The organism is Pseudomonas sp. B20 (assembly GCF_020515755.1).
GTDB lineage: Bacteria > Pseudomonadota > Gammaproteobacteria > Pseudomonadales > Pseudomonadaceae > Aquipseudomonas > Aquipseudomonas syringae.
On the sequence record NZ_JAHPJG010000004.1, the window covers coordinates 144,978 to 165,035 of the forward strand.

18 protein-coding genes and 2 riboswitches are annotated in these 20,058 nt (G+C 61.1%); of the genes, 6 read left to right on the forward strand and 12 right to left on the reverse strand.

The genetic code is table 11. The annotated features are described in order from the left end of the window. Nucleotides 1-2: 2 nt before the first annotated feature. Nucleotides 3-821, reverse strand: coding sequence for a glycoside hydrolase family protein (locus tag LIX91_RS05740; RefSeq protein WP_371676313.1), 819 nt, complete (start codon nt 819-821; stop codon nt 3-5). Between the two features lie 188 nt (nt 822-1,009). After that, the gene (locus tag LIX91_RS05745; RefSeq protein WP_003411342.1) at nt 1,010-1,489 is read right to left on the reverse strand and encodes an LEA type 2 family protein; all 480 of its coding nucleotides are present in this window, start codon (nt 1,487-1,489) and stop codon (nt 1,010-1,012) included. Between the two features lie 190 nt (nt 1,490-1,679). On the opposite strand from LIX91_RS05745, the gene LIX91_RS05750 reads away from it, so the two are divergent. Beyond that, complete coding sequence (locus tag LIX91_RS05750; protein ID WP_226488113.1) at nt 1,680-2,888, forward strand: acetyl-CoA C-acyltransferase; 1,209 nt, start codon at nt 1,680-1,682, stop codon at nt 2,886-2,888. Between the two features lie 91 nt (nt 2,889-2,979). Beyond that, nucleotides 2,980-3,753 carry an enoyl-CoA hydratase gene (locus LIX91_RS05755; protein ID WP_226488114.1) on the forward strand — a complete coding sequence of 258 codons (774 nt, stop codon included), beginning with the start codon at nt 2,980-2,982 and terminating at the stop codon, nt 3,751-3,753. Here the strand turns inward: LIX91_RS05755 and tssI are convergent. Next, nucleotides 3,693-5,300: a type VI secretion system tip protein TssI/VgrG gene (gene tssI / locus LIX91_RS05760; RefSeq protein WP_226488115.1), complete on the reverse strand. Its 1,608-nt coding sequence runs from the start codon at nt 5,298-5,300 to the stop codon at nt 3,693-3,695. The two genes, LIX91_RS05755 and tssI, sit on opposite strands and share 61 nt — an antisense overlap. A 326-nt stretch (nt 5,301-5,626) precedes the next feature. Here tssI and LIX91_RS05765 point away from each other — a divergent pair, with 326 nt between their 5' ends. Then, nucleotides 5,627-6,331, forward strand: a complete 705-nt coding sequence (locus tag LIX91_RS05765; protein ID WP_003364547.1) for a YebC/PmpR family DNA-binding transcriptional regulator — start codon at nt 5,627-5,629, stop codon at nt 6,329-6,331. Between the two features lie 20 nt (nt 6,332-6,351). Here the strand turns inward: LIX91_RS05765 and LIX91_RS05770 are convergent, their stop codons facing one another. Together LIX91_RS05770 and LIX91_RS05775 are read right to left on the reverse strand one after the other, a co-directional pair. Then, nucleotides 6,352-7,656, reverse strand: a complete 1,305-nt coding sequence (locus LIX91_RS05770) for a leucine-rich repeat-containing protein kinase family protein (RefSeq protein WP_226488116.1) — start codon at nt 7,654-7,656, stop codon at nt 6,352-6,354. A 78-nt stretch (nt 7,657-7,734) separates the two neighbouring features. Then, nucleotides 7,735-8,280 carry a TetR/AcrR family transcriptional regulator gene (locus LIX91_RS05775; protein ID WP_226488117.1) on the reverse strand — a complete coding sequence of 182 codons (546 nt, stop codon included), beginning with the start codon at nt 8,278-8,280 and terminating at the stop codon, nt 7,735-7,737. A 106-nt stretch (nt 8,281-8,386) separates the two neighbouring features. Here LIX91_RS05775 and LIX91_RS05780 point away from each other — a divergent pair, with 106 nt between their 5' ends. Next, on the forward strand, nt 8,387-9,616 hold the full coding sequence (locus tag LIX91_RS05780) for an MFS transporter (protein WP_226488118.1): 1,230 nt from the start codon (nt 8,387-8,389) through the stop codon (nt 9,614-9,616). 34 nt (nt 9,617-9,650) lie between these two features. Here the strand turns inward: LIX91_RS05780 and LIX91_RS05785 are convergent, their stop codons facing one another. The 3 genes from LIX91_RS05785 to LIX91_RS05795 all read right to left on the reverse strand — a co-directional run bounded on the left by LIX91_RS05785 (nt 9,651) and on the right by LIX91_RS05795 (nt 12,399). Continuing rightward, the gene (locus LIX91_RS05785; protein ID WP_003417363.1) at nt 9,651-10,787 is read right to left on the reverse strand and encodes a M14-type cytosolic carboxypeptidase; all 1,137 of its coding nucleotides are present in this window, start codon (nt 10,785-10,787) and stop codon (nt 9,651-9,653) included. Nucleotides 10,788-10,887: 100 nt separating this feature from the next. Then, on the reverse strand, nt 10,888-11,439 hold the full coding sequence (locus LIX91_RS05790) for a DUF4880 domain-containing protein (protein WP_100072960.1): 552 nt from the start codon (nt 11,437-11,439) through the stop codon (nt 10,888-10,890). Between the two features lie 492 nt (nt 11,440-11,931). Then, nucleotides 11,932-12,399 (reverse strand): Lrp/AsnC family transcriptional regulator, encoded by a 468-nt coding sequence (locus tag LIX91_RS05795; protein ID WP_002553253.1) that lies wholly within the window; start codon nt 12,397-12,399, stop codon nt 11,932-11,934. A gap of 173 nt (nt 12,400-12,572) precedes the next feature. Between LIX91_RS05795 and LIX91_RS05800 the strand changes: the two genes are divergently transcribed. Next, nucleotides 12,573-16,055 (forward strand): indolepyruvate ferredoxin oxidoreductase family protein, encoded by a 3,483-nt coding sequence (locus tag LIX91_RS05800; RefSeq protein WP_226488119.1) that lies wholly within the window; start codon nt 12,573-12,575, stop codon nt 16,053-16,055. A gap of 98 nt (nt 16,056-16,153) precedes the next feature. Here the strand turns inward: LIX91_RS05800 and cobM are convergent, their stop codons facing one another. The 4 genes from cobM to LIX91_RS05820 are packed head-to-tail and all read right to left on the reverse strand — an operon-like array spanning nt 16,154 to nt 18,278. Continuing rightward, nucleotides 16,154-16,903 carry a precorrin-4 C(11)-methyltransferase gene (gene cobM / locus LIX91_RS05805; RefSeq protein ID WP_226488120.1) on the reverse strand — a complete coding sequence of 250 codons (750 nt, stop codon included), beginning with the start codon at nt 16,901-16,903 and terminating at the stop codon, nt 16,154-16,156. A gap of 32 nt (nt 16,904-16,935) precedes the next feature. Further along, complete coding sequence (locus LIX91_RS05810; protein ID WP_003417355.1) at nt 16,936-17,385, reverse strand: cobalamin biosynthesis protein; 450 nt, start codon at nt 17,383-17,385, stop codon at nt 16,936-16,938. Beyond that, a complete protein-coding gene (locus LIX91_RS05815) occupies nt 17,363-18,085 on the reverse strand; it encodes a CbtA family protein (protein ID WP_226488121.1) in 723 nt (240 codons plus the stop codon). Before LIX91_RS05815 ends, LIX91_RS05810 begins: the two co-directional genes overlap by 23 nt. Before the next feature lie 10 nt (nt 18,086-18,095). After that, nucleotides 18,096-18,278, reverse strand: a complete 183-nt coding sequence (locus LIX91_RS05820) for a CbtB domain-containing protein (protein WP_226488122.1) — start codon at nt 18,276-18,278, stop codon at nt 18,096-18,098. Nucleotides 18,279-18,376: 98 nt separating this feature from the next. After that, nucleotides 18,377-18,592, reverse strand: a riboswitch (cobalamin riboswitch). Nucleotides 18,593-18,650: 58 nt separating this feature from the next. Next, nucleotides 18,651-18,875, forward strand: a riboswitch (cobalamin riboswitch). A 118-nt stretch (nt 18,876-18,993) separates the two neighbouring features. Here LIX91_RS05820 and cobW point away from each other — a divergent pair. Then, on the forward strand, nt 18,994-20,058 hold the full coding sequence (cobW, locus tag LIX91_RS05825; protein WP_226488200.1) for a cobalamin biosynthesis protein CobW: 1,065 nt from the start codon (nt 18,994-18,996) through the stop codon (nt 20,056-20,058).

Genomic DNA, 20,058 nt, shown 5'->3' on the forward strand with positions numbered 1-20,058 from the left:
GGTTACTCGCTGTGTGGCAGCGACAGGTAATACTGGCCCAGTTCGGTCAGCTTGCCTTCAGCGTCCAGCAAGCTTGAAAAGTGCGGGTCAGGGTTCATCCGGCCCGTGAACCAGGCGTATCTGAACACGTCCTGGCGCTGCTCGAGTGTAGCGACCATTTCCGCCATCTGGCGTTTCTGCTTGTCGACTGAATCAATCTGCGCTCCGTCATCCGGGGCGTGCCAATTGGCGAACTCGGTGACCCAGAAGGGTTTTCCGTACTTCGACAGACGGTCGAGCATCCCCGGCAAGCCATAGTCGTACCAGTGAAAAGCCAGGTAATCGATGCGCGGGTCCCGATTCTGATTCATCGACCGATAGGCCGTATAGAAGGCATCGAGCCACACAACCGGGTCGCCGTAGCCTGGCATGGTTCCCCAGTTCATCCCTGGCCCCACCAGCTTTACACCGGTCTGGGCGGCGATCTGTTCCAGCCTCGGCCAGAAGCTGGCCGCCGCTTCGGGTGTCATGTTGGCCTGATCGAGCAGATTCGGCTCATTGATCACCAGCAAATAGCGGATGGCTGAGTGAGCCAGCAGGTATTGCTTTAACTGCCCGTCGTCAACGTTGCCGTTCCACACCATCGGGATGAAATCCACGCCGTACATCGACGCATAATCGTACGACGCCAGACGGTCATGGGGTCTGGGGCTCCAGTTGTACCACCAGCTCACGCCAGCAGATAACGCACTCAGGTCGGCGGGCAGGGCGATGTCGTAGGCAATTCCACGCTTGGCGCTTTTTTCTGCAGCCCATGCCGGTGCCATGCACAGGCTGAGCATCAGCGTCACAAGGGCCAGAAAAGTCGGGAAAAAACGTGCTGACGGGTTCTGCGGGGTCATTGGCAAATCTTCCTTGAGGGTGGGGAGGTGCAGAGCATGCTCTGCAGTCAGGCAGCAGAAAGCATGCCACCTGTATCGTCCCGTTTACCCTGCCAAACCCGAAAGGCATTACCACCCGTAATGACTTGTTACCAGGGATCTCCCTCTGCCTGGCGCAAATCCAGCGTGCCGCTGTCACTGAAGCGCATCGTGCCGAACAGGCCGCCAGCCAGCTTGCCGCGAAGCGTGTAGGGCAGATTGTCCAGACGCTGGCTTTGACTGAGCCCCAGTGCCTGGCGCAAGGCAGCGAATGCCGACACGCTGACCGGAACCACCAGCACCGCTTCGGAGAAGCGTCCTACAGTGCCTTTCTGGTTGCTGACCCCGGAGGCCAGCAGCCTGTCGTTCACGTCGAGGTCCAGCGCGACGCCGTTGTAGTTGATCTCGGTTTCGTTTGGATTCTGCACCCGCAACGTCACCGCCATGCGCAGTTCCAGACCTTGGCCGGGGATGGGTTCGATACCCACGACGCTGATCGTCAGCGGGTCTCGATGGGGAATCAGCGCACAGGCGCTCAAGCCGAGGATGAGCAGCCCCGAGAGCAGGGCGCGGATCAGGCGTAGCGACATTCGTGTGCTCCAGCGTCAGGTTCAGTGATCTTCAGACCTCGCCAGTGATGAGAGATTCGGCGCGCCAGGCACGATGCCGGGATAGCGGCTAATCTGCCTGCCTCAACCATTGCGTCTGCAAGGCAGCAGGTTGATGATTCCCCCGTACCTATAGAAAACCGTATCTATAAAAACAAGACTGGAGATAGCCATGTCCATCGAAAGGACACCCCCTCATCAAGACCCCGTGGTCATTGTCAGTGCCGTGCGCACGCCCATGGGCGGTTTTCAGGGCGACCTGCAGAGCCTCAGTGCCACCGCGCTGGGATCGATCGCCATCCGTGCCGCTGTCGAGCGCGCAGGTATCGAGTCTGCAGACGTGGAGCACGTACTGTTTGGTTGTGTACTGCCGGCAGGTCTCGGTCAGGCACCCGCTCGGCAGGCGGCGCTGGGTGCCGGGCTGAGCCATGCAACGCTGTGCAGTACGGTCAACAAGATGTGCGGTTCCGGCATGCAGACCGCAATCATGGCCCATGACCTGTTGCTGGCAGACAGTACTGCAGTGGTGGTGGCTGGCGGCATGGAGAGCATGTCCAATGCGCCTTACCTGCTGGACCGCGCGCGCAGCGGTTATCGCATGGGGCACGGCAAGGTGCTCGATCACATGTTTCTCGACGGCCTCGAGGATGCCTATGAGCCAGGCCGGTTGATGGGCACCTTCGCCGAGGACTGCGCCGGGCTCAACGGTTTCAGTCGCGAGGCACAGGATGCGTTTGCGCTGGCGTCACTGGCTCGCGCGCAACAGGCCATTGCCGAAGGCCATTTCGACGCCGAGATCGTGCCAGTGCAGGTCGCCGTGGGCAAAGAGTCGAGGCAAATCACTCACGATGAGCAGCCACCCAAGGCGCGTCCGGACAAGATACCCACGCTCAAACCCGCTTTTCGCGAGGGCGGCACGGTCACCGCGGCCAACTCCAGTTCTATCTCCGATGGCGCAGCAGCGCTGCTGTTGATGCGTCAGTCCGAGGCTCGGCGGCGTGGCCTGAAGCCTCTGGCGGTGTTACATGCGCATGCTGCGTTCGCCGATCAGCCGGGCCTGTTTCCAACAGCGCCGATAGGCGCCATTCAGCGCCTTTTGGGCAAGACAGGCTGGACGCTGGACGACGTCGATCTGTTCGAGATCAATGAGGCGTTTGCCGTGGTGCCACTGGTGGCAATGCGCGAGCTGGACATCCCGCACGATAAGGTCAATGTCAATGGCGGTGCCTGCGCGCTCGGCCATCCGATCGGTGCCTCGGGTGCGCGGATCCTCGTGACGCTGCTGGCGGCCTTGCAGCATCGACAACTCAAGCGTGGTATTGCGGCAATCTGCATCGGCGGCGGTGAAGCTACCGCAATAGCTGTCGAGATTTTGGATTAAACGTTATTAATCAACGGCTTGATCTAATAATCGAATGTTGATTCTATGAAAAGCTGTTGATTTCATAATCAAATAAAAAGGATATTTATCAATGCTTTACGAGACACTTCTCATAGAAGTTATAGATGGTGTAGGTCTGATCAGACTGAACCGGCCCAAGGCGTTGAACGCCTTGAATGCGCGCCTGATCAACGAATTGAACCATGCCCTCGACCAGTTCGAGGCGGACAGTGCGATCGGCTGCATCGTGCTGACCGGTTCGGAAAAAGCCTTTGCCGCCGGCGCGGATATCAAGGAAATGGTCGACCTGTCCTACCCGCAGATCTACCTCGATGACCTGTTTCGTGAAAGCGACCGGGTCGCCGCCCGACGCAAACCTCTGGTGGCTGCGGTAGCCGGTTTCGCCTTGGGTGGGGGCTGTGAACTGGCATTGATGTGCGATTTCATTCTGGCCGCCGAAAACGCCAGGTTTGGACAGCCCGAGATCAATCTCGGCGTGTTGCCGGGCATGGGCGGTACGCAGCGCCTGACCCGCGCGGTGGGCAAAGCCAAGGCCATGGAAATGTGCCTGACTGGCCGGTTGATCGATGCTCAAGAGGCCGAGCGCGCCGGTCTGGTGGCCCGCGTGCTGCCGCTCGATCAGTTGCTGCCGGAAGCGCTTGCAGTGGCATCGGTCATCGCCAGTAAATCCCTGCCAGTGGCGATGATGGTCAAGGAGAGCGTCAACCGCGCATTCGAGGTCAGCCTGGCCGAAGGCATCCGCTTCGAACGCCGGGTCTTTCACGCCGCCTTCGCCAGCCAGGATCAGAAGGAGGGCATGCGCGCCTTTATCGACAAGCGCCAGCCCGATTTCAAGGACTGCTGATCCTTGTGGCCCACGATCAGGATACGCTGCGCGTCAACGTGCAGCGTCGCGGCTTGCCCGCGTACCAGCAATCCGTCGTGGGCATTGACGTGCAAGTGCTCGCCGCTCGCCACTCGAATATATCCAGCCGGTTGTGCAGTCATCCCGTCCAGCTCCTGACCCGGTGACAGTACTGCGCAAATTACCGGCCGTTCGGGATGGTTATCGAGAAAGCGGACCCGCACTCGTGCGCCCGGCGCTAGCCGATGAACCTCCGGGCAGGCGACCTCGGCTATCGGCCAGCGTTGTGCGGGTTGGTCTTCCAGGCTTTGCACGTGCCAGTCGAAGCGGATGGAACGGTATCCGGGTGGGTCCGGCCGCATGTCGTTGCGCTGCAAGGTGGCGAAATGCTCACCAGTGACCGCGGGTCTCGGGTGGTTGTTCGACGGGCGAAACGGCGTCGCCCACGGAATGACCCTGAAGCTGTTGCAGTAACCGTTGCCTTGCAACTGTTCAGCCTCGGGTGACGAACGCTTCGCTTCGACGAGGATGCGCAGGATTGCCAGCGCATCATGGGCAGCGGCACCTTTCAGCACCTGTAACTGCCTGCCCGCGTGAATCACTTCGGCCACTAACCATTGGTCGTTGAGCAAGGGTTCCGGATGATCGAGCACCTGGATGACTTCACCGCACTGCAAGGCGGTGTCGGTGCTTCGTCCTCTGACATCGCGCCGTTCGCAGCGCAGGCGCTCCAGCCTGCGACTGCCACGCTGCCGGCTCAGCGCCTCCTGGGGGCTGATTGCTCCACGAAAGCCTGGCGGTTGAAAGGCATGATTGGCCGCTACAGTCAGAGGGTGCTCGGGTGCGCGCGCAGGTTGCGGGTGGTCGGCGGGTTGTCTTGAAACGCGCGGAAACCCCAGTCGCTCGGCCAGGTGCAACAGTGTCTCTCGCAACGCGCCTGACGCTTGCGGGTGCTTGAAGCGCACCGGCAATGGCTGCGCCGGAAAGCTCGCAGGGTCGTCCGAGAACACCAGCCGATGGCCGCTCTGGCGATGCTCAAAACGAAAATGCATGCCTTCTTCCTCGCACAGGCGCTGCAACAGGTGCAGATCGCTTTCGTCGTACTGGATATGCAGCGGCCTGGCAGGATAAAGACCATTCACGTGTTCGAATCGGTATGCGTTCGCGCCGATACTGTGCGCTTCAAGCAACTGCACGATCAGTTGAGGAATCGCAAGGTCCTGATAGGTGCGGCGTTGTCGATGTTGCACCAGCCGTTGCAGATCAGGCACCAGAATCAGGTGGTAGAGACTCACGCGAGCCCCGCTGTGGAGCTGCGCCACATGGTCGATACGACCATGCCTGCCGCTGCCGGATTCGCCGAAGCTTAGAAACGCTTCACGATGCAGCAGGCTGCGCACATCCAGTTGTGGGTCGCTGCCGATCATCCAGATGTCGAAGCGATACGTTTCATTGAGGGCTTCATGGCCGGCGAAGCTGATGATATGCAGATCCGGCTGGCAGTCGGTGATCGCCAGCATGAAGGGCACTTGCAGGTCCTTGCGCATCCGCGGGGCTCTCTAGCTTCAAAAACGGGGCCGCGAAGGTTACGGAATACGGGGTTACAAAAGCATTACTGCAAGGTTTTTCGGAAAGAGCCTACAAGCGTTGATGGAAAGACGGTGATTGCCGTTGGCCGGATTGGCAGCAATCCTGGCGAGTTCATGAGGGCAATCTGCCTGTCGGGGGTTTCATCTGCCGTGATCGCGTATAAAATGCGCCGCGCCGGACAGGGTATTTGCCGGTGACCCTTTTTCAGCGCCTTGCCAGCGTCGCGTTCTGTCAGTTATGCAGGCGCAGACGGCGAGGTGCCTAGCGAATCAAGAGAGCAGACATGGGCGCACAGTGGAAGGTCAAGCATAAAGAAGCGGCAGCCAATGCCAAGGGACGTACGTTTGGCAAGCTGTCCAAGGAGATCATGATCGCGGCCCGTGCTGGCGCAGACCCGGACATGAATTCGCGTCTGCGGCTGGTGGTCGAGCAGGCCAAGAAGGCCTCGATGCCGCGCGAGACCCTGGAGCGTGCCATCAAGAAAGGCGCAGGCCTGCTGGGTGAGAGCGTCAACTTCGAGCGTCTGACCTACGAAGGTTTTGCGCCACACCGCGTGCCGGTAATCGTCGAGTGCCTGACCGACAACATCAATCGGACGGTCTCGGAAATTCGCGTGCTGTTCCGCAAGGGCCAGTTGGGCGCTGCGGGTTCGGTTTCGTGGGACTTTTTGTATCAGGGCATGATCGAGGCTGTTCCTGCAGCAGCAGATGCTGACCCGGAGCTGGCGGCAATCGAGGCCGGCGCCCAGGATTTCGAGCCCGGTGAAGAGGGCGCGACGCTGTTCCTGACCGAATCCACTGACATGGACGCGGTCTGCAAGGCGCTTCCGGAATTCGGTTTCACCGTTCAGTCCGCGCAACTGGGCTATCGCCCGAAAAGCACCGTGGACGGCCTGACCGATGAGCAGATGGCCGAAGTCGAAGCGTTTCTCGAAGCCATCGACAACCATGATGACGTGCAGAACGTTTACGTGGGCCTGGCAGGCTGATCACTGCGCAATGGAGCGCTTTACGCGCTCCATGTTTTGATCTGTAGAAGAATCTCTGCCAGCGACGGTCGTTGCTGGCAATCAGGCTGAACGCAGCTTGCCTGCAGCGCCTGTAGACCCGCCAGGACATTCTGATCCTGCGGATCTGCCTCGCAACGCTCCAGCAATTCCCCCAGCAAGATACCGAATGCCCGCGTTTCGATGCGCTCCAGCGCCTCACCCAGCCCGGCTGACGGGTGAAAGGACGCCGCGCCGAAGTCGCTCAGCAGGCAATTGCCATCCTTCTGCACAAGAATGTTGTGACCATAAAGGTCGCCATGCGTGATCCCGCGGGCGTGCAGGTGCGCGGTGACCGATGCGATGCCTTCAGCGAGGCGCAGCAGCACCGGCAGGGAAAAGCGCGTGTCGTTGGCGTAGACATCGCGGCTACAGGATTCCAGGCTCGGCGGACCGGCGAGATTGCCGAAATCGGGGGCTATCAGCGCCATGACCAGGCCGCGCTGCTGCTCGGGATGCCCGCTGATCTGTCCAAGCACCTCGATTAGCTGTGCGTGGCGGCCTGCGGCAATGCAGGCCGCCATTTCATTGAGCGGCGATCCATCGCTGGTGACCGCGCCCTTGTACAGCTTGACCGCTGCCATGCGCTCCTCGCCGGCGTCGTGCCAGACCGCCTGTTGAATGATCCCCGACGCACCTTCGCCCAGGCGTTGATGAAGGCTGAGATGTTGCCAGGGGATTTCCCGGATCGGCGCGCTGGGACGTTCGGCGCACAGAGGGTTGTCGGCGAAGGCGAGCCATGCCAGGGCAGGCAGGCTCAGCAGCCAGTCCGGCAACTCGGTCAGACGATTGGCCGCAATGCGGATCAGCTCCAGCTTGTGACACTGCGCGAGGGTCGCGGGCAGGGTGCGCAAGCGGTTGCCGGCGAGCATCAGCTTTTGCAGGTCCGGGCGGCAGCCCAGTTCGTCGGGCAGCGACTCGATGCGGTTGTCGGTGAGGATCAGCCAGCGCAGGCGCGGCGGCAGTGCCGCGGCGCTGACTTGCTCTATGCGATTGGCCTTGAGGCCGACAATCTGCAACTGCTGGCATTGGCCAATGCTTTCCGGCAGGTGCGTAAAGGCGTTGTCTGATACGAACAGCACGCGCAGGCGGGTCAGGCTACACAGGTCGTCGGGCAGCGAGGTCAGCCTGTTGCCGCTGAGATTCAAGACTTCCAGTGTGTCGGCCAGGTCGAAGATTTCGACCGGGAATTCGCTCAGGCCACAGGAGAGGTCAAGCCGTTTGATGCCTGCCAGCTTGCCGGCGCGTAGATCTGCGAGGGTGTGCATGAATAGGTTCGGTCATTGGTGTCGGACGAGGCGCGCATGATAACGGGAGTTGCCGCCTCTGACTCCCTGCAAAGCGGCTCAGCTCAGGCAGCGGTCGACCCATTGACGCACGCGTTCGGGCGTCGGCGCCGATTCGGCATACAGAATCCGGTAAATCATCGGCGCAATGACTGCATCGATCATGTCGTCGGCACTGGGGGAAACCTCGCCGCGAGCCATGGCGCGATCGATCATGACCTGCAGCTGCTCGCGAACCATTGCCGCACACTTGCCCACACAGCCGGACGTGCTGGCGGCCACATCGCGCATCAGTGCCCGGCCAGGTGCCGAGGACATTTCGTCCAGATACATTTCACTCCAGGTCAGCAGGTCCTGATGCAGACTGCCCTGATCGATCGGCACGTCAGGGCGCAGGCGCTCCAGGGCAGCGTCCGCCAGCAACGTGGTCAGATCACCCCAGCGGCGATAAATGGTCGACGGCGTAACGCCTGCGCGGGTCGCGATCATCGGCACGCTGAGTGCTGAGCGATCGTGCTCCTGCAACAAGTCGCGGACCGCGCGATGGATGGATTCCTGCACCCGGGCACTGCGGCCTCCGGTGCGAATTGCTTCTTTAATAGCCATACGGCGGACCTTAACACAAAGTATTTGCTTTAAGCGCTATCACGTCGCACACTCCGCAAAAGCTAATTTATGGCTTTAACAGGTTGCATTGGCGGAGAGCGTATCCATGTCCCTTTCTTCAAACGATTCGACGTCGCCAGACGTGAAGTCTGACGGTCGGGCACGAAACCATCTCGGGTTTCTGGCGTTTACCACGTTATGCTTTTTTGCCGCGTCCAGCACGCCCACGCCGCTCTATCACCTGTACCAGGAGGCATGGGGATTCTCGGAGGGCGTGCTTACCCTGATTTTTGCAGTGTATGCATTCAGCCTGCTGGCTGCCTTGCTGATGGGCGGGTCGCTGTCTGACTACCTGGGGCGGCGCCCGGTGATTTTCGGCGCGTTGCTGCTGCAAAGCGTCTCGATGCTGCTGTTCATTCTGGCCAGTGATGTCAGTTGGCTGGTGGCCGCGCGCCTGCTGCAGGGTTTTGCGACGGGGCTGGCTGCCAGCGCACTGGGCGCAGCCTTGCTGGACAATGATTCGGTCAAAGGGCCGTTGATCAACAGTATTTCGCCGATGCTCGGCATGGCCGTTGGCGCTCTGGGTACGGCACTGCTGGCGCAGTTCGCGCCGTTGCCGCTGATGCTGGGTTACTGCTTGCTGCTGGCCGCATTCCTGAGTCAGGCCCTGTACCTGGGACGCGTCGAGGAAACCGTCAGTCGCCAGCCCGGCGTCTGGCAATCCCTCAAGCCCTCGTTGCATGTACCGCAACAGGCACGGCGCATGCTGTGGCTGGTTCTACCGGTGGACATCGCCGCGTGGGCACTGGGTGGCTTCTTTCTGTCGTTGAGCCCGTCCTTGCTGGTGGCGGCGACCGGCTCCACTTCACCGCTCAATGGCGGCCTGGCGGTTGCGGCGCTGACCCTCAGCGGCGCGGCGGCGATTCTGACGCTGCGTCAGCGCGAGCCGGTGCTCGGCTTGTGGGTAGGTGCGAGTTTTTTGCCACTGGGCGTCGCGGTGATACTGCTTTCGATCAACCTCGGTTTGCTGTGGCTGTTTTTCGTCGGCGCAGTGGTCGCAGGTGTGGGGTTCGGATCGAGCTTTCTGGGCGCACTGCGCATGCTCATGCCCCTGGCGCATGCCCACGAGCGGGGCGGGCTGATGTCGGCTTTTCTGGTGCTCAGCTACCTGGCCTTCTGCATACCGGCACTGGTCGCCGGATACTTCGCCCACTCGGCGGGCCTGGTGATGACCAGCAATGTCTACGGGGCAGTGGTGATCACCCTGGCGCTGATCGCGCTGGCCAGTCTGATCGTGCGCCGTGCCGCCCGCGCGAATAAAAATGCCCACGCTTAGGTGGGCATCTTGGCTTGCCGACAGGCAGGAGCTCTTAGCGCAGCTCTTTTACCATCTCGGACAGCACGGTCAGTATTTCGCCGGCCAGTTGCGCAGAGCGCTTGCCTGACCAGCCGGTGACCGGATCTGGCGCGTTGTCGTGATCCTTGAACGGCATTTCCAGGGTCAGTGACAGGCACTTGTAGCGTTCGCCCACGGCATTGGCGGCCAGGTTCATGTTGGCCTGACCGGGTGCGCCGCGCGGGTAGCCATGAACCGTCTGGAAGTTGTCGCTGACCTCGCACAGGCGGCTGCGAAAGCGCTCTTCAAGCTGGCGTTGCTGTGCGGTATACCCCGGATTGCCTTCGCAGGCGGCGGTGAATACGTAGGGGATTTCCTCGTCACCGTGCACGTCGAGGAACATGTCCACGCCGTATTTTTCCATCTGCTGCCTGATGAAGGACACTTCCGGGCTTAGCGCTTCGGTGCTGTCCTGCCAGGCACGATTGAGGTCCTTGCCGTTGGCGTTGGTGCGCAAGTGGCCATGAAAGGCCCCATCCGGGTTGACGTTGGGGACCAGATACACATCCGCCTCTGCCAGCAGTTGCTGCAGCACGGCGTCATCCTTTTGCTGGAAGCGTTCGATCACGCCTTCCATGAACCATTCGGCCATGTGTTCGCCAGGGTGCTGCTGGGCAATCATCCAGATCTTGCGTTTGCCCTCGGCACCGTCACCCTTGCGCAGCAGCTGAATATCCCGGCCCTCGACGCTTTTGCCGACAGCCAGCAACTGTGCACCGGCTTTTTCCTGCGCCTGTTCGATCAGCCAGTCATGGCGTTCACGGCTGTAGGGTTCGAAGTACGCAAACCAGACCTGCGACTGCTCCGCGGCCAGGCTGAAATTCAGCGCCTTGCCGTCGAAATCCGACGCTACCCGAAACCAGTTCTGATGGTCGTAAGACGCCACGGCGTTGTAGCCGGTCCAGGCACGGTTGAAGGTGGATTCGCTGGCATTGGTCAGGCTGAAGCCATAGGTCTGGCCAACGTTCAAGCCGTCTGCCTTGAAATGAAACCACTGGAAATGCGCGCTTTTCGTGTCGGGCCGAATCGCCAGCCGGATATGCGCCGGGTCGCTTGCGTCGAGAACCTGAATGTTGCCGCTGTCGAAATCTGAACCGATGGTGAGAGTCAAGATAGGTGCCTGCTGCGTAGATGCCTTTTCAGGCCGCTACTGTACACCGATCGACATCGCGTCCTGCGACGTAAACTTCACTGCAACGGTCATCTGCGCGTCAGGACATGGCCTCGGCGGTGACCATCAGGCTGCAGATGAAGGCGGTCAGCAGGCACCAGACCAGATACACGCGGCGCTTGCGTCGATGCCAGCCGGATGCGCCGAGCAACGAGGCGGGTGCCTGCAACTGACGCCACAAACGCTCGCTGTTCTGAAAGGCTGAAAGGTGCGCGGCATCGGCGTCCAGCCAGTGGCGAAATTCGATGCGTTCGCTGGCGGTTGCCGCAGGGCTCTGCAAGTGCACATACCAGCGGCTGGCGCGATCCTGAAGGGTGGCCTGAATGGCAGGGCTTGTGGTGTCTGCAGCGCCAGGCGCATGCGCCTTGCCCAGCGCGCGAAGCATCGCACGCTCTACCCGCGCGATGTCGACGCTCATGAAGGCTGCAATGTCGGCGTAGGCCTGGCCGTCGAGTCGGCTGAGCAGGAATATCTGCCGGGTCCGGCGCGAGAGCTTGCCCAGTCGGTGGCCGAGTTCGATCGCCTGCAGCGTGGGTTGCGGCTCGGGCAGGCGGGCGGGGAGGTGCAGTAGAGACGAGAGCTGATTACTCATGATGTATCGCTCGCTGGTCGTCCATGGGAATCTTCCTTGCGATGTCGGGTAGCGTCCGTGACAAGCGTAGACTAGTGAATACGAGAATCATTCTCAAGTGAAAAGTCCCAGCATTTACGTTTTATCTGCCGCATCCAGGCGTTTTCGCCTTAAAAGCATGGCCTTGATCGAGGCGCCTTTGCTATGATCCACGGCATTGCAACACACCGCGCAACACCCAGACTTCATTAGCCTGAAGCAGCGAAACCATAAAGAAAGAACCAAAAAAAGACCCGGCGATAAGCCGGGTCAAAAACCGTGATTAGCCTGATGAGGAGATAATCAGGAAGCCGACCTAAGACTTCCGGGTTATCCAGCGGGGCTCGCGACCCGCTGATGCAATAATAATCATTATCATTTGCAAGTCAAATGTTTTTATTGCCCTCATTGATACCGATAATCCGCCAGCGCTCGCTCGGCGGATTTTCTTTTCTCGATTCTCCCCGATATCGTCTAGTCCAGCGGCAGCTCCGTGGTGCGCTTCACCGTGCTCATGGCGATGTTCGAATGGGCCTCGTGGACGTGGGGCAATTGCAGCAAATGATCGCGTAGAAAGCGTTCGTAGCTGGCGATGTCCTGAGCCACCACCTTGAGCATGAAGTCCATCCCCCCGGCCATCGTGTAGCACTCCAGCACCTCCGGGTGGCCGATGATTGCCTCCTCGAACTCGGCCAGATAGCGGCGGCCATGGCCTGACAGCTTGACCTCGACGAACACCGTCATGCTCAGCCCCAGCTTCTGGGTACTGAGCAGGGCGACCGTGCGTTCGATCACCCCGTCTTCCTGAAGCCGGTGAATACGCCTCCAGCAGGGCGATTGCGACAGCTCGACCCGTTCGGCGATTTCCGCGGCCGACAGGCTGGCGTCATGTTGCAGCAGGCGAAGAATCTTGCGATCGATGGGGCTCAATTTTGGCTGCATGAATTGACCTTGTTTTTTGTTCTGGCCGAAAAAAGCATGCTGAATATCAGCAGATTTGCGCGCATTTAGAAAGAAAAAGCCTCTTTGCTGCTGGCAGTCTAATTGCAAGGCTGCCGGGCAGGACCGTCCCGGCGTACAAGACCTGACCTTATAAGAACAAGAGAGGTATTCGCATGTCCCTGGCTGATATTCGTCTGGATGATAAATACCGGCTTGCCACCGGCAATCTGTACCTGACCGGCACGCAGGCCCTGACTCGCCTGCCGATGCTGCAAAAGCAGCGCGATGAGGCGCAGGGCCTGAACACTGCCGGGTTTATCTCTGGCTACCGCGGTTCGCCGCTGGGCAATCTGGACAAGAGCCTTTGGGACGCCAAGGACTACCTGCAACAAAACGCCATCCATTTTCAGCCGGGCATCAACGAAGAACTGGCCGCCACGGCGGTCTGGGGCAGTCAACAGGTCAACCTGTTCCCGCATGGCAAGTACGATGGCGTGTTCGCTCTCTGGTACGGCAAGGGACCGGGTGTGGACCGCTGCGGTGATGTCTTCAAGCACGGCAACTCAGCCGGTGTTGCGGCCAATGGTGGTGTGCTGATCCTGGCGGGCGACGACCACGGCTGCAAATCATCGACCATCGCTCACCAGAGTGAGCATGCGTTCATCGCCTCGATGATCCCCGTGCTCAACCCCAGTAATGTTCAGGAGATTCTCGACTACGGCATCATTGGCTGGGAGCTGTCGCGCTACAGCGGTTGCTGGGTGGCGATGAAGACCATTGCCGAGAACGTCGACTCTTCCGCGGTGGTCGAGGTCGATCCATTGCGGATCAAAACCCGTATCCCTGACGACTTCGATATACCCGAAGGCGGTTTGCACATCCGCTGGCCGGACCCGCCGCTGGCCCAGGAGGCGCGACTCAACACCTACAAGATCTACGCCGCCAGGGCCTTCGCCCGTGCCAACCAGTTGAACAAGGTGGTGATCGATTCTGCGCAACCGCGGCTGGGCATCATCACCACCGGCAAGTCCTATCTGGACGTGCGCCAGGCCCTCGAAGAGCTGGGTATCGATCAGGAGCTGTGCGAGAAGGTCGGGATTCGCGTGCTCAAGGTCGGCATGAGCTGGCCGCTGGAGCCGGTGTCGGTTCACGATTTTGCCGAAGGGCTGGACGAGATTCTGGTGGTCGAGGAAAAACGCAGTGTCATTGAAGACCAGTTGACCGGTCAGCTCTACAACTGGCCTGTGGAGCGCCGGCCAGTGGTGGTCGGCGAGTTCGATGAGCAGGGCCGCTCACTGCTGCCAAACCTCAGCGAGCTGACCCCGGCGATGATTGCCAGGGTGATCGCCAAACGCCTCGCGCCGTTCTACAGCAGCCCGCAAATCGAAGCGCGCCTGCAGTTTCTCAGCGACAAGGAGCAAGCGCTGCAGGCGCCGCTGTTCACTACCCAGCGCACCCCGCATTTCTGCTCCGGCTGCCCGCATAACACTTCGACAAAGGTGCCGGAGGGCAGTCGCGCCCTGGCCGGGATCGGCTGCCATTACATGACCATCTGGATGGACCGCGAAACCGATACCTTCACCCAAATGGGCGGCGAGGGCGTGACCTGGATCGGTCAGGCGCCGTTCACCGAAACCCCGCACGTTTTCCAGAACCTGGGCGACGGTACCTACTTTCACTCTGGGCACCTGGCGCTGCGTGCGGCGGTGGCCTCCAAGGTCAACATTACTTACAAGATTCTCTACAACGATGCGGTGGCCATGACCGGTGGCCAGCCGATCGACGGCGTGCTGCGCGTCGATCAACTGAGCCGTCAGGTGTTCAACGAAGGCGTGCTGCGCATCGCGCTGGTTTCCGACGAACCGGACAAGTACCCGAGTCGTGAGGACTTCGCGCCGATTACCACCTTTCATCATCGGCGTGATCTGGACAGCGTGCAGCGCGAGTTGCGCGAGTTCAAAGGCGTGTCGGTCATCATCTACGACCAGACCTGCGCCACTGAAAAGCGCCGCCGTCGCAAACGCGGCACCATGCCCGATCTGGAAAAGCGCGCGTTGATCAACCCGGCGGTGTGCGAGGGCTGCGGCGATTGCGGGGTCAAATCCGGGTGCCTGTCTGTGCTGCCCAAGGAAACGGCGCAGGGGCGCAAGCGCGAAATCGATCAGAGCGCGTGCAACAAGGATTTCAGCTGCGTCGAGGGTTTCTGCCCGAGCTTCGTCACCGTGCACGGCGGCAAACTGCGCAAGCCTGCGTTGCCCAAGCAGGTCGAAGCATTCGCACGTCTGCCGGAACCGGTTCTGCCGTCGCTCGACAGGCCGTTCAATATTCTCTTGCCGGGTGTCGGCGGCACAGGGGTGACCACCGTCGGCGCGATGCTGGGCTATGCCGCGAATCTGGAAGGCAAGGGCTGCAGCGTGCTCGATCAGGCTGGTCTGGCACAGAAATTCGGTCCGGTGGTCAGCCATATCCGCATTGCCGCGCGCCAGGAGGATCTGTTTGCCGTGCGTATCGCCGCCGGTGAAGCGCACCTGCTGCTCGGCTGTGACTTGCTGGTGGCTGCCGGCCCGGACGCGATCGCCAAGCTCGATAGCAAGATTTCCCATGCGGTGGTCAACAGCCAGCAAACACCGACCGCCGAGTTCACGCGCAATCCGGATGCCGTGTTTCCGGCCGAAGCCATGAAGCAGACCATCATCGAGGCAGTCGGCGCGGCGAAGACCCATTTTGTCGAAGCCACATCACTGGCCACCCGACTGATGGGCGACAGCATCGCCAGCAACCTGTTCATGCTCGGCTATGCGTTCCAGCTGGGCCTGATTCCATTGACCTCGGCGGCCATCGAGAAGGCCATCGAACTCAACGGTGTAGCGGTCAACCTGAATCAGCAGGCGTTTCTCTGGGGGCGTCGTACCGCGCATGATCCCGCCGCTGTGGAGGCTTTCGTCAACCCACAAGACAAGGTCAGCGAGCCGCAACCGATGGACCTTGATCAGCGTATCCAGAGCAATGTCGACGCGTTGAAGCAGTACCAGAACGCGGCCTACGCCAAGCGCTATCTGGCGTTGGTACAGCGCGTACGCGACAGCGAATCGCGGACGTTTCCCGGTCAGCAGCCGACGCTGACCGAGGCCGTGGCGTTCAATTACTTCAAGTTGCTGGCCTACAAGGACGAGTACGAAGTGGCGCGGCTGTACAGCAACGGCGATTTCACCCGCCAGTTGCAAGCGCAGTTCGAAGGCGACTACCGGCTGGAGTTTCATTTGGCACCGTCGTGGCTGGCCAAGCGCGATCCGCACACTGGCCTGCCGCGCAAACGTAGTTTTGGCCCGTGGATGCTGCGCGCGTTCGATGTGCTGGCAAAATTCAAATTCCTCCGTGGCACGGCGCTCGATCCGTTCGGTCGCAGTCTTGAACGTCAGCAGGAGAGGGCGCTGATTGACCGCTATGTCAGCGATGTCGAACTGATCCTGCAGCACCTTCAGACGCAGAATCGCCATACCGCCTTGAGTCTGGCACGCCTGCCGGAACGCATTCGTGGCTATGGCTACATCAAGGAAAGCGCCATGAAAGCGGCTGCCGTGCAGGCCGATATTCTGCGCAAGAGCCTGGAAAGCGGCGAAGTGGCCGCGCCGAAGCTGTATGAGGCGGCTGCCTGAGGAGGGCAATACCGATCAGCGTGCCAGCCCAGCGTTGGCACGCTGTTCATCACGCCATGCGTCGCCGCTCGTTACTGCGAACATCATGGCGGTACTGACTACTTTGGCCTGAACAAGTGGGCATGCCCGGCGCGGTACAGCGAGGACTCGCTGAAAGTGTCATCGGCAAGCACGCGTCCGACCAGAATCAACGCCGTACGGCGAAAGCCCTTGGCTTGTACCTTTTCCTCAATATCCGCCAGCGTGCCAACGGCCCAGTCCTGATCCGGCCAGCTGGCGCGGTGCACCACGGCAATCGGGCAGTCGGTGCCGTAATGTGGCATGAGCTTCTCGACGATCCGTTGCAGGTTGTTCACCCCCAGATGAATCGCCATGGTTGCCCGATGGCTGGCCAGACTGGCCAGTTCCTCGCCGCTGGGCATTGAGGTCTTGTCGGCATAGCGGGTCAGAATCACGCTCTGCGAAACGTCCGGCAGGGTCAGCTCGACGCCCAGCAACGCGGCGCAGGCAGCGGTCGCGGTCACCCCCGGAATGATTTCGAACGGAATGTCGAGTTCGCGCAGGTAACGGATCTGCTCACCGATAGCGCCATACAGGCTCGGGTCTCCGGAATGTACGCGCGCCACATCCTGGCCCTGTGCGTGTGCATGCTTGATCAGCTCGATGATCTGCTCCAGATGCAGTTCGGCGCTGTTGGTCACCTGCACGGCCTGATGACCTTCCAGCACGGCGAGGGGCACCAGCGAGCCTGCGTAGATAATGACCGGGCAGCTGCGAATCAGGCGTTGGCCCTTGACGGTGATCAGCTCCGGATCGCCAGGGCCTGCACCGATGAAATAGACAGTCAATGAATTCTCCGGGGTGAATGAGCGCGGGGAGATTATCCGCCGTGCGCAGGGCTGATTGCCAAGGCAAATGTGGCCTGCGCGCTTTTCTGCCGTTCGATCAGCAGGGTGGCCGTACCGTCTCCCAGTTGTGCCGCCAGTGCCAGGGCCGAGCCCTCGGCGACGCCATGACAGCCCGTGTTCTGGAACACCTGCGCAGAACGGTGCGTGAGGTGCAGTTCCCACGCCACCAGTTGCGCGGCGTTGAAGCACACCAGTGGCACAGCCAGTTGCCCGGCCAGCTCAAGCAGGCCGGGCTCGGTTTCTTTCAGGTCGATGGACGCCAGCGCGGTCACCCGACCGATGTCCAGCTCAAGTGCCTGCAGGCTCTGCTCGAGCAGATCGCGCAACAGCGCAGCCGAGCAGCCGCGCCGACAGCCCAGCCCGGCAACCAGAGGTGCGCCGGGTTGAAGGGTCGCTGGATCAGGCCTGATGCAGGTCGACATTGTCGGTGTGCACGTCGTTTCTGCGGAACAGCCAGGTGCTGATCAATCCCAGCGCAACCCAGAACAGCGCGTTGGTCAGCAGCGAGGCAATCATGAACTGCGATTCCAGAGCCTCGGGAGCCAGGCTTTCATGGACCAGCGGCTGTGGCGCGCCAAGCACATGCGGGACCAGCAGAATCGCCACACCCAGTGCTTTGAGCAGCCAGTTCTGACCGAACACCAGCAAGGCCAGCCCGGCGGCAGTCGACGCGGCAGCGCCGAGCCACCACAGTTGCCGCTGACTCAGCTCGGCGGCGGCTGTGCCTGGCAGTTCGGGTGGCAGCCCAAGGGTCGGGGCCAGCACGAACACGGCAAAACCGGCCAGCCCCCACCATGCGCCTTGCACGGTGCGACCCGGCGCCCGCAGGGTGTAAAGCCCGGCAAGCATCAGGGCGAAGCCCACCGCGACCACCAGGTTACCGCCGGTGGTGGACAGCACACGCTGCCAGCCGTTTTCGGGCTCCCAGGCCGCTTCTTCATGGGCGTGGCTGTGTTCAGTCATCGCGCCGTCCGCGTGCTGATGGAGTTGCTCGGCAGGTGCGTTTTCGTAGGTCTCGGCCTGCTGGATCAGCGGCACCACCCACAGGCTTTGCAGCAGGGTCAGCAACAGGGCGGCGAGCAGGCCGGTGAAACCTGCGGTGTAGGCAATTCGCTTGAACATTGTGTGGCCCTCAATGGCAAGGAAAGGCAGCGCTGTGACGGGTATCGTGTGCCGCGTTGTGCACGGCCGCGATGTGCGAGAAACCGGCGAAATACACCAGGCAGGCGCCGAGAAGCGCAGCGCTGATGGCGGCTGTCAGGCGTTGAGTGCGTGTGGAGCCGGGCGCGGCGGCGTGGCTGCTGATGGTCGACATGGCGTTCCCTCTTGTTGGTAATCGGCAAGTGGGCCACGCGCAAAAGAACCTGCCGGCAGACGCCGGAGGTTTCAACTGCGCCCGCCCACCGCGGGTTTGTCATTGCAAGCATATCGGGCCGGTCTCCGGGCTCGCGAGGGGCCAGGACGTCAGTGCGTCAAAGCCTGCAAGGTCACCTTCCCATGCCAGCAGCACAGTGGATCAGACCTACTCTCGCTTACCGTTGCGGGGGCAGCACCGGACTTGCTCGACAACGCGAGCGCACCGGTTTCCCGTTTCACCCCGTGAGGGGCACCCGAAACAAGGCGCACAGGAGAGCATGGGCGGCGGGGCAGCGTCAATCTGAACGATTGACCTCTCTGCAGTCACTGCGTAGCCTTGCTGATTCGAGGTTCTCCCCGGGTAAAACATCACCCAGTGGAGCTAAGACGGGAATGCGGTACATGCCGCAGCTGCCCCCGCAACTGTAAACGGTCATGTTCATTGCACAGCCACTGCTGCGGCGGGAAGGCGCGATGAATGCGTGTCGGCACGTTGTTCATTGCCTGCTGCACGCCGCCGTGAGCCAGGAGACCTGCCTCGAACGGGCCACACGTGCTGCGGCCCTGGAGAATTCTCACTACAACCGGGCGGGGTGATCCGGTGGCGATCCGATCTGCGTGTCATGCATGCGGCTCTCGTCCTGTTTGCCCGCCGCATTGCCAAAGGGCACCTGATGAAAACACTGGCCAAGCTTCCCGTCACCATCGTCACTGGCTTCCTCGGCTCGGGCAAGACCACCCTGTTGCGGCACATGCTCGACAACGCCGAAGGGCGGCGCATTGCGGTCATCGTCAATGAGTTCGGCGAGCTGGGCATCGACGGAGAAATCCTCAAGCAGTGCACGATCGGCTGCACCGAAGAAGAAGCCAACGGCCGGGTGTACGAACTGGCCAACGGTTGCCTGTGCTGCACCGTGCAGGAAGAGTTCTTCCCGGTCATGCGCGAACTGGTCGCGCGCCGTGGTGATCTGGACCATATCCTGATCGAAACCTCGGGTCTGGCGCTGCCCAAGCCGCTGGTCCAGGCTTTTCAGTGGCCGGAAATCCGCAACGCCTGCACGGTCGATGCGGTGATCACGGTGGTCGACAGCCCGGCGGTACTGGCCGGCACCTTTGCTGCCTTCCCTGATCAGGTCGATGCGCAGCGCAAACTCGATCCCAACCTGGACCACGAGTCGCCCCTGCACGAACTGTTTGCCGATCAACTGGCCAGCGCCGATCTGGTGATCCTCAACAAGGCCGACATGATCGACGCCGAAGGTCTGGCGACGGTGCGTGCCGAAGTCGCCGAGGAGCTGCCGCCTGCGGTCAAGGTGATCGAAGCCAGCAGTGGTCGTCTGCCGATCAGCGTGCTGCTGGGTGTCGGTGCCGAGTCCGAGCTGCATATCGACGCTCGCAAGACCCACCATGATCACCACGACGATGACGATCATGATGACCACGATCACGACGCGTTCGATTCGATTTCCCTGAAACTGCCGCAAGCCGATGAGAAAGTCCTGCTCGATGCGCTGAATCAGCTGGTGGTGCAGCACGGCATTCTGCGTGTGAAGGGCTTCGCGGCCATTCCCGGCAAGCCGATGCGCCTGCTGATTCAAGGTGTCGGCACTCGTTTCGACAAGCACTTCGACCGCGCATGGCGTACCGATGAAGAGCGTGCCACGCACCTGGTGCTGATTGGTCAGGAGCTGGATGCCGCAGCCCTGCAAGCTCAACTCAATGCTGCGATTGTCGGCTGA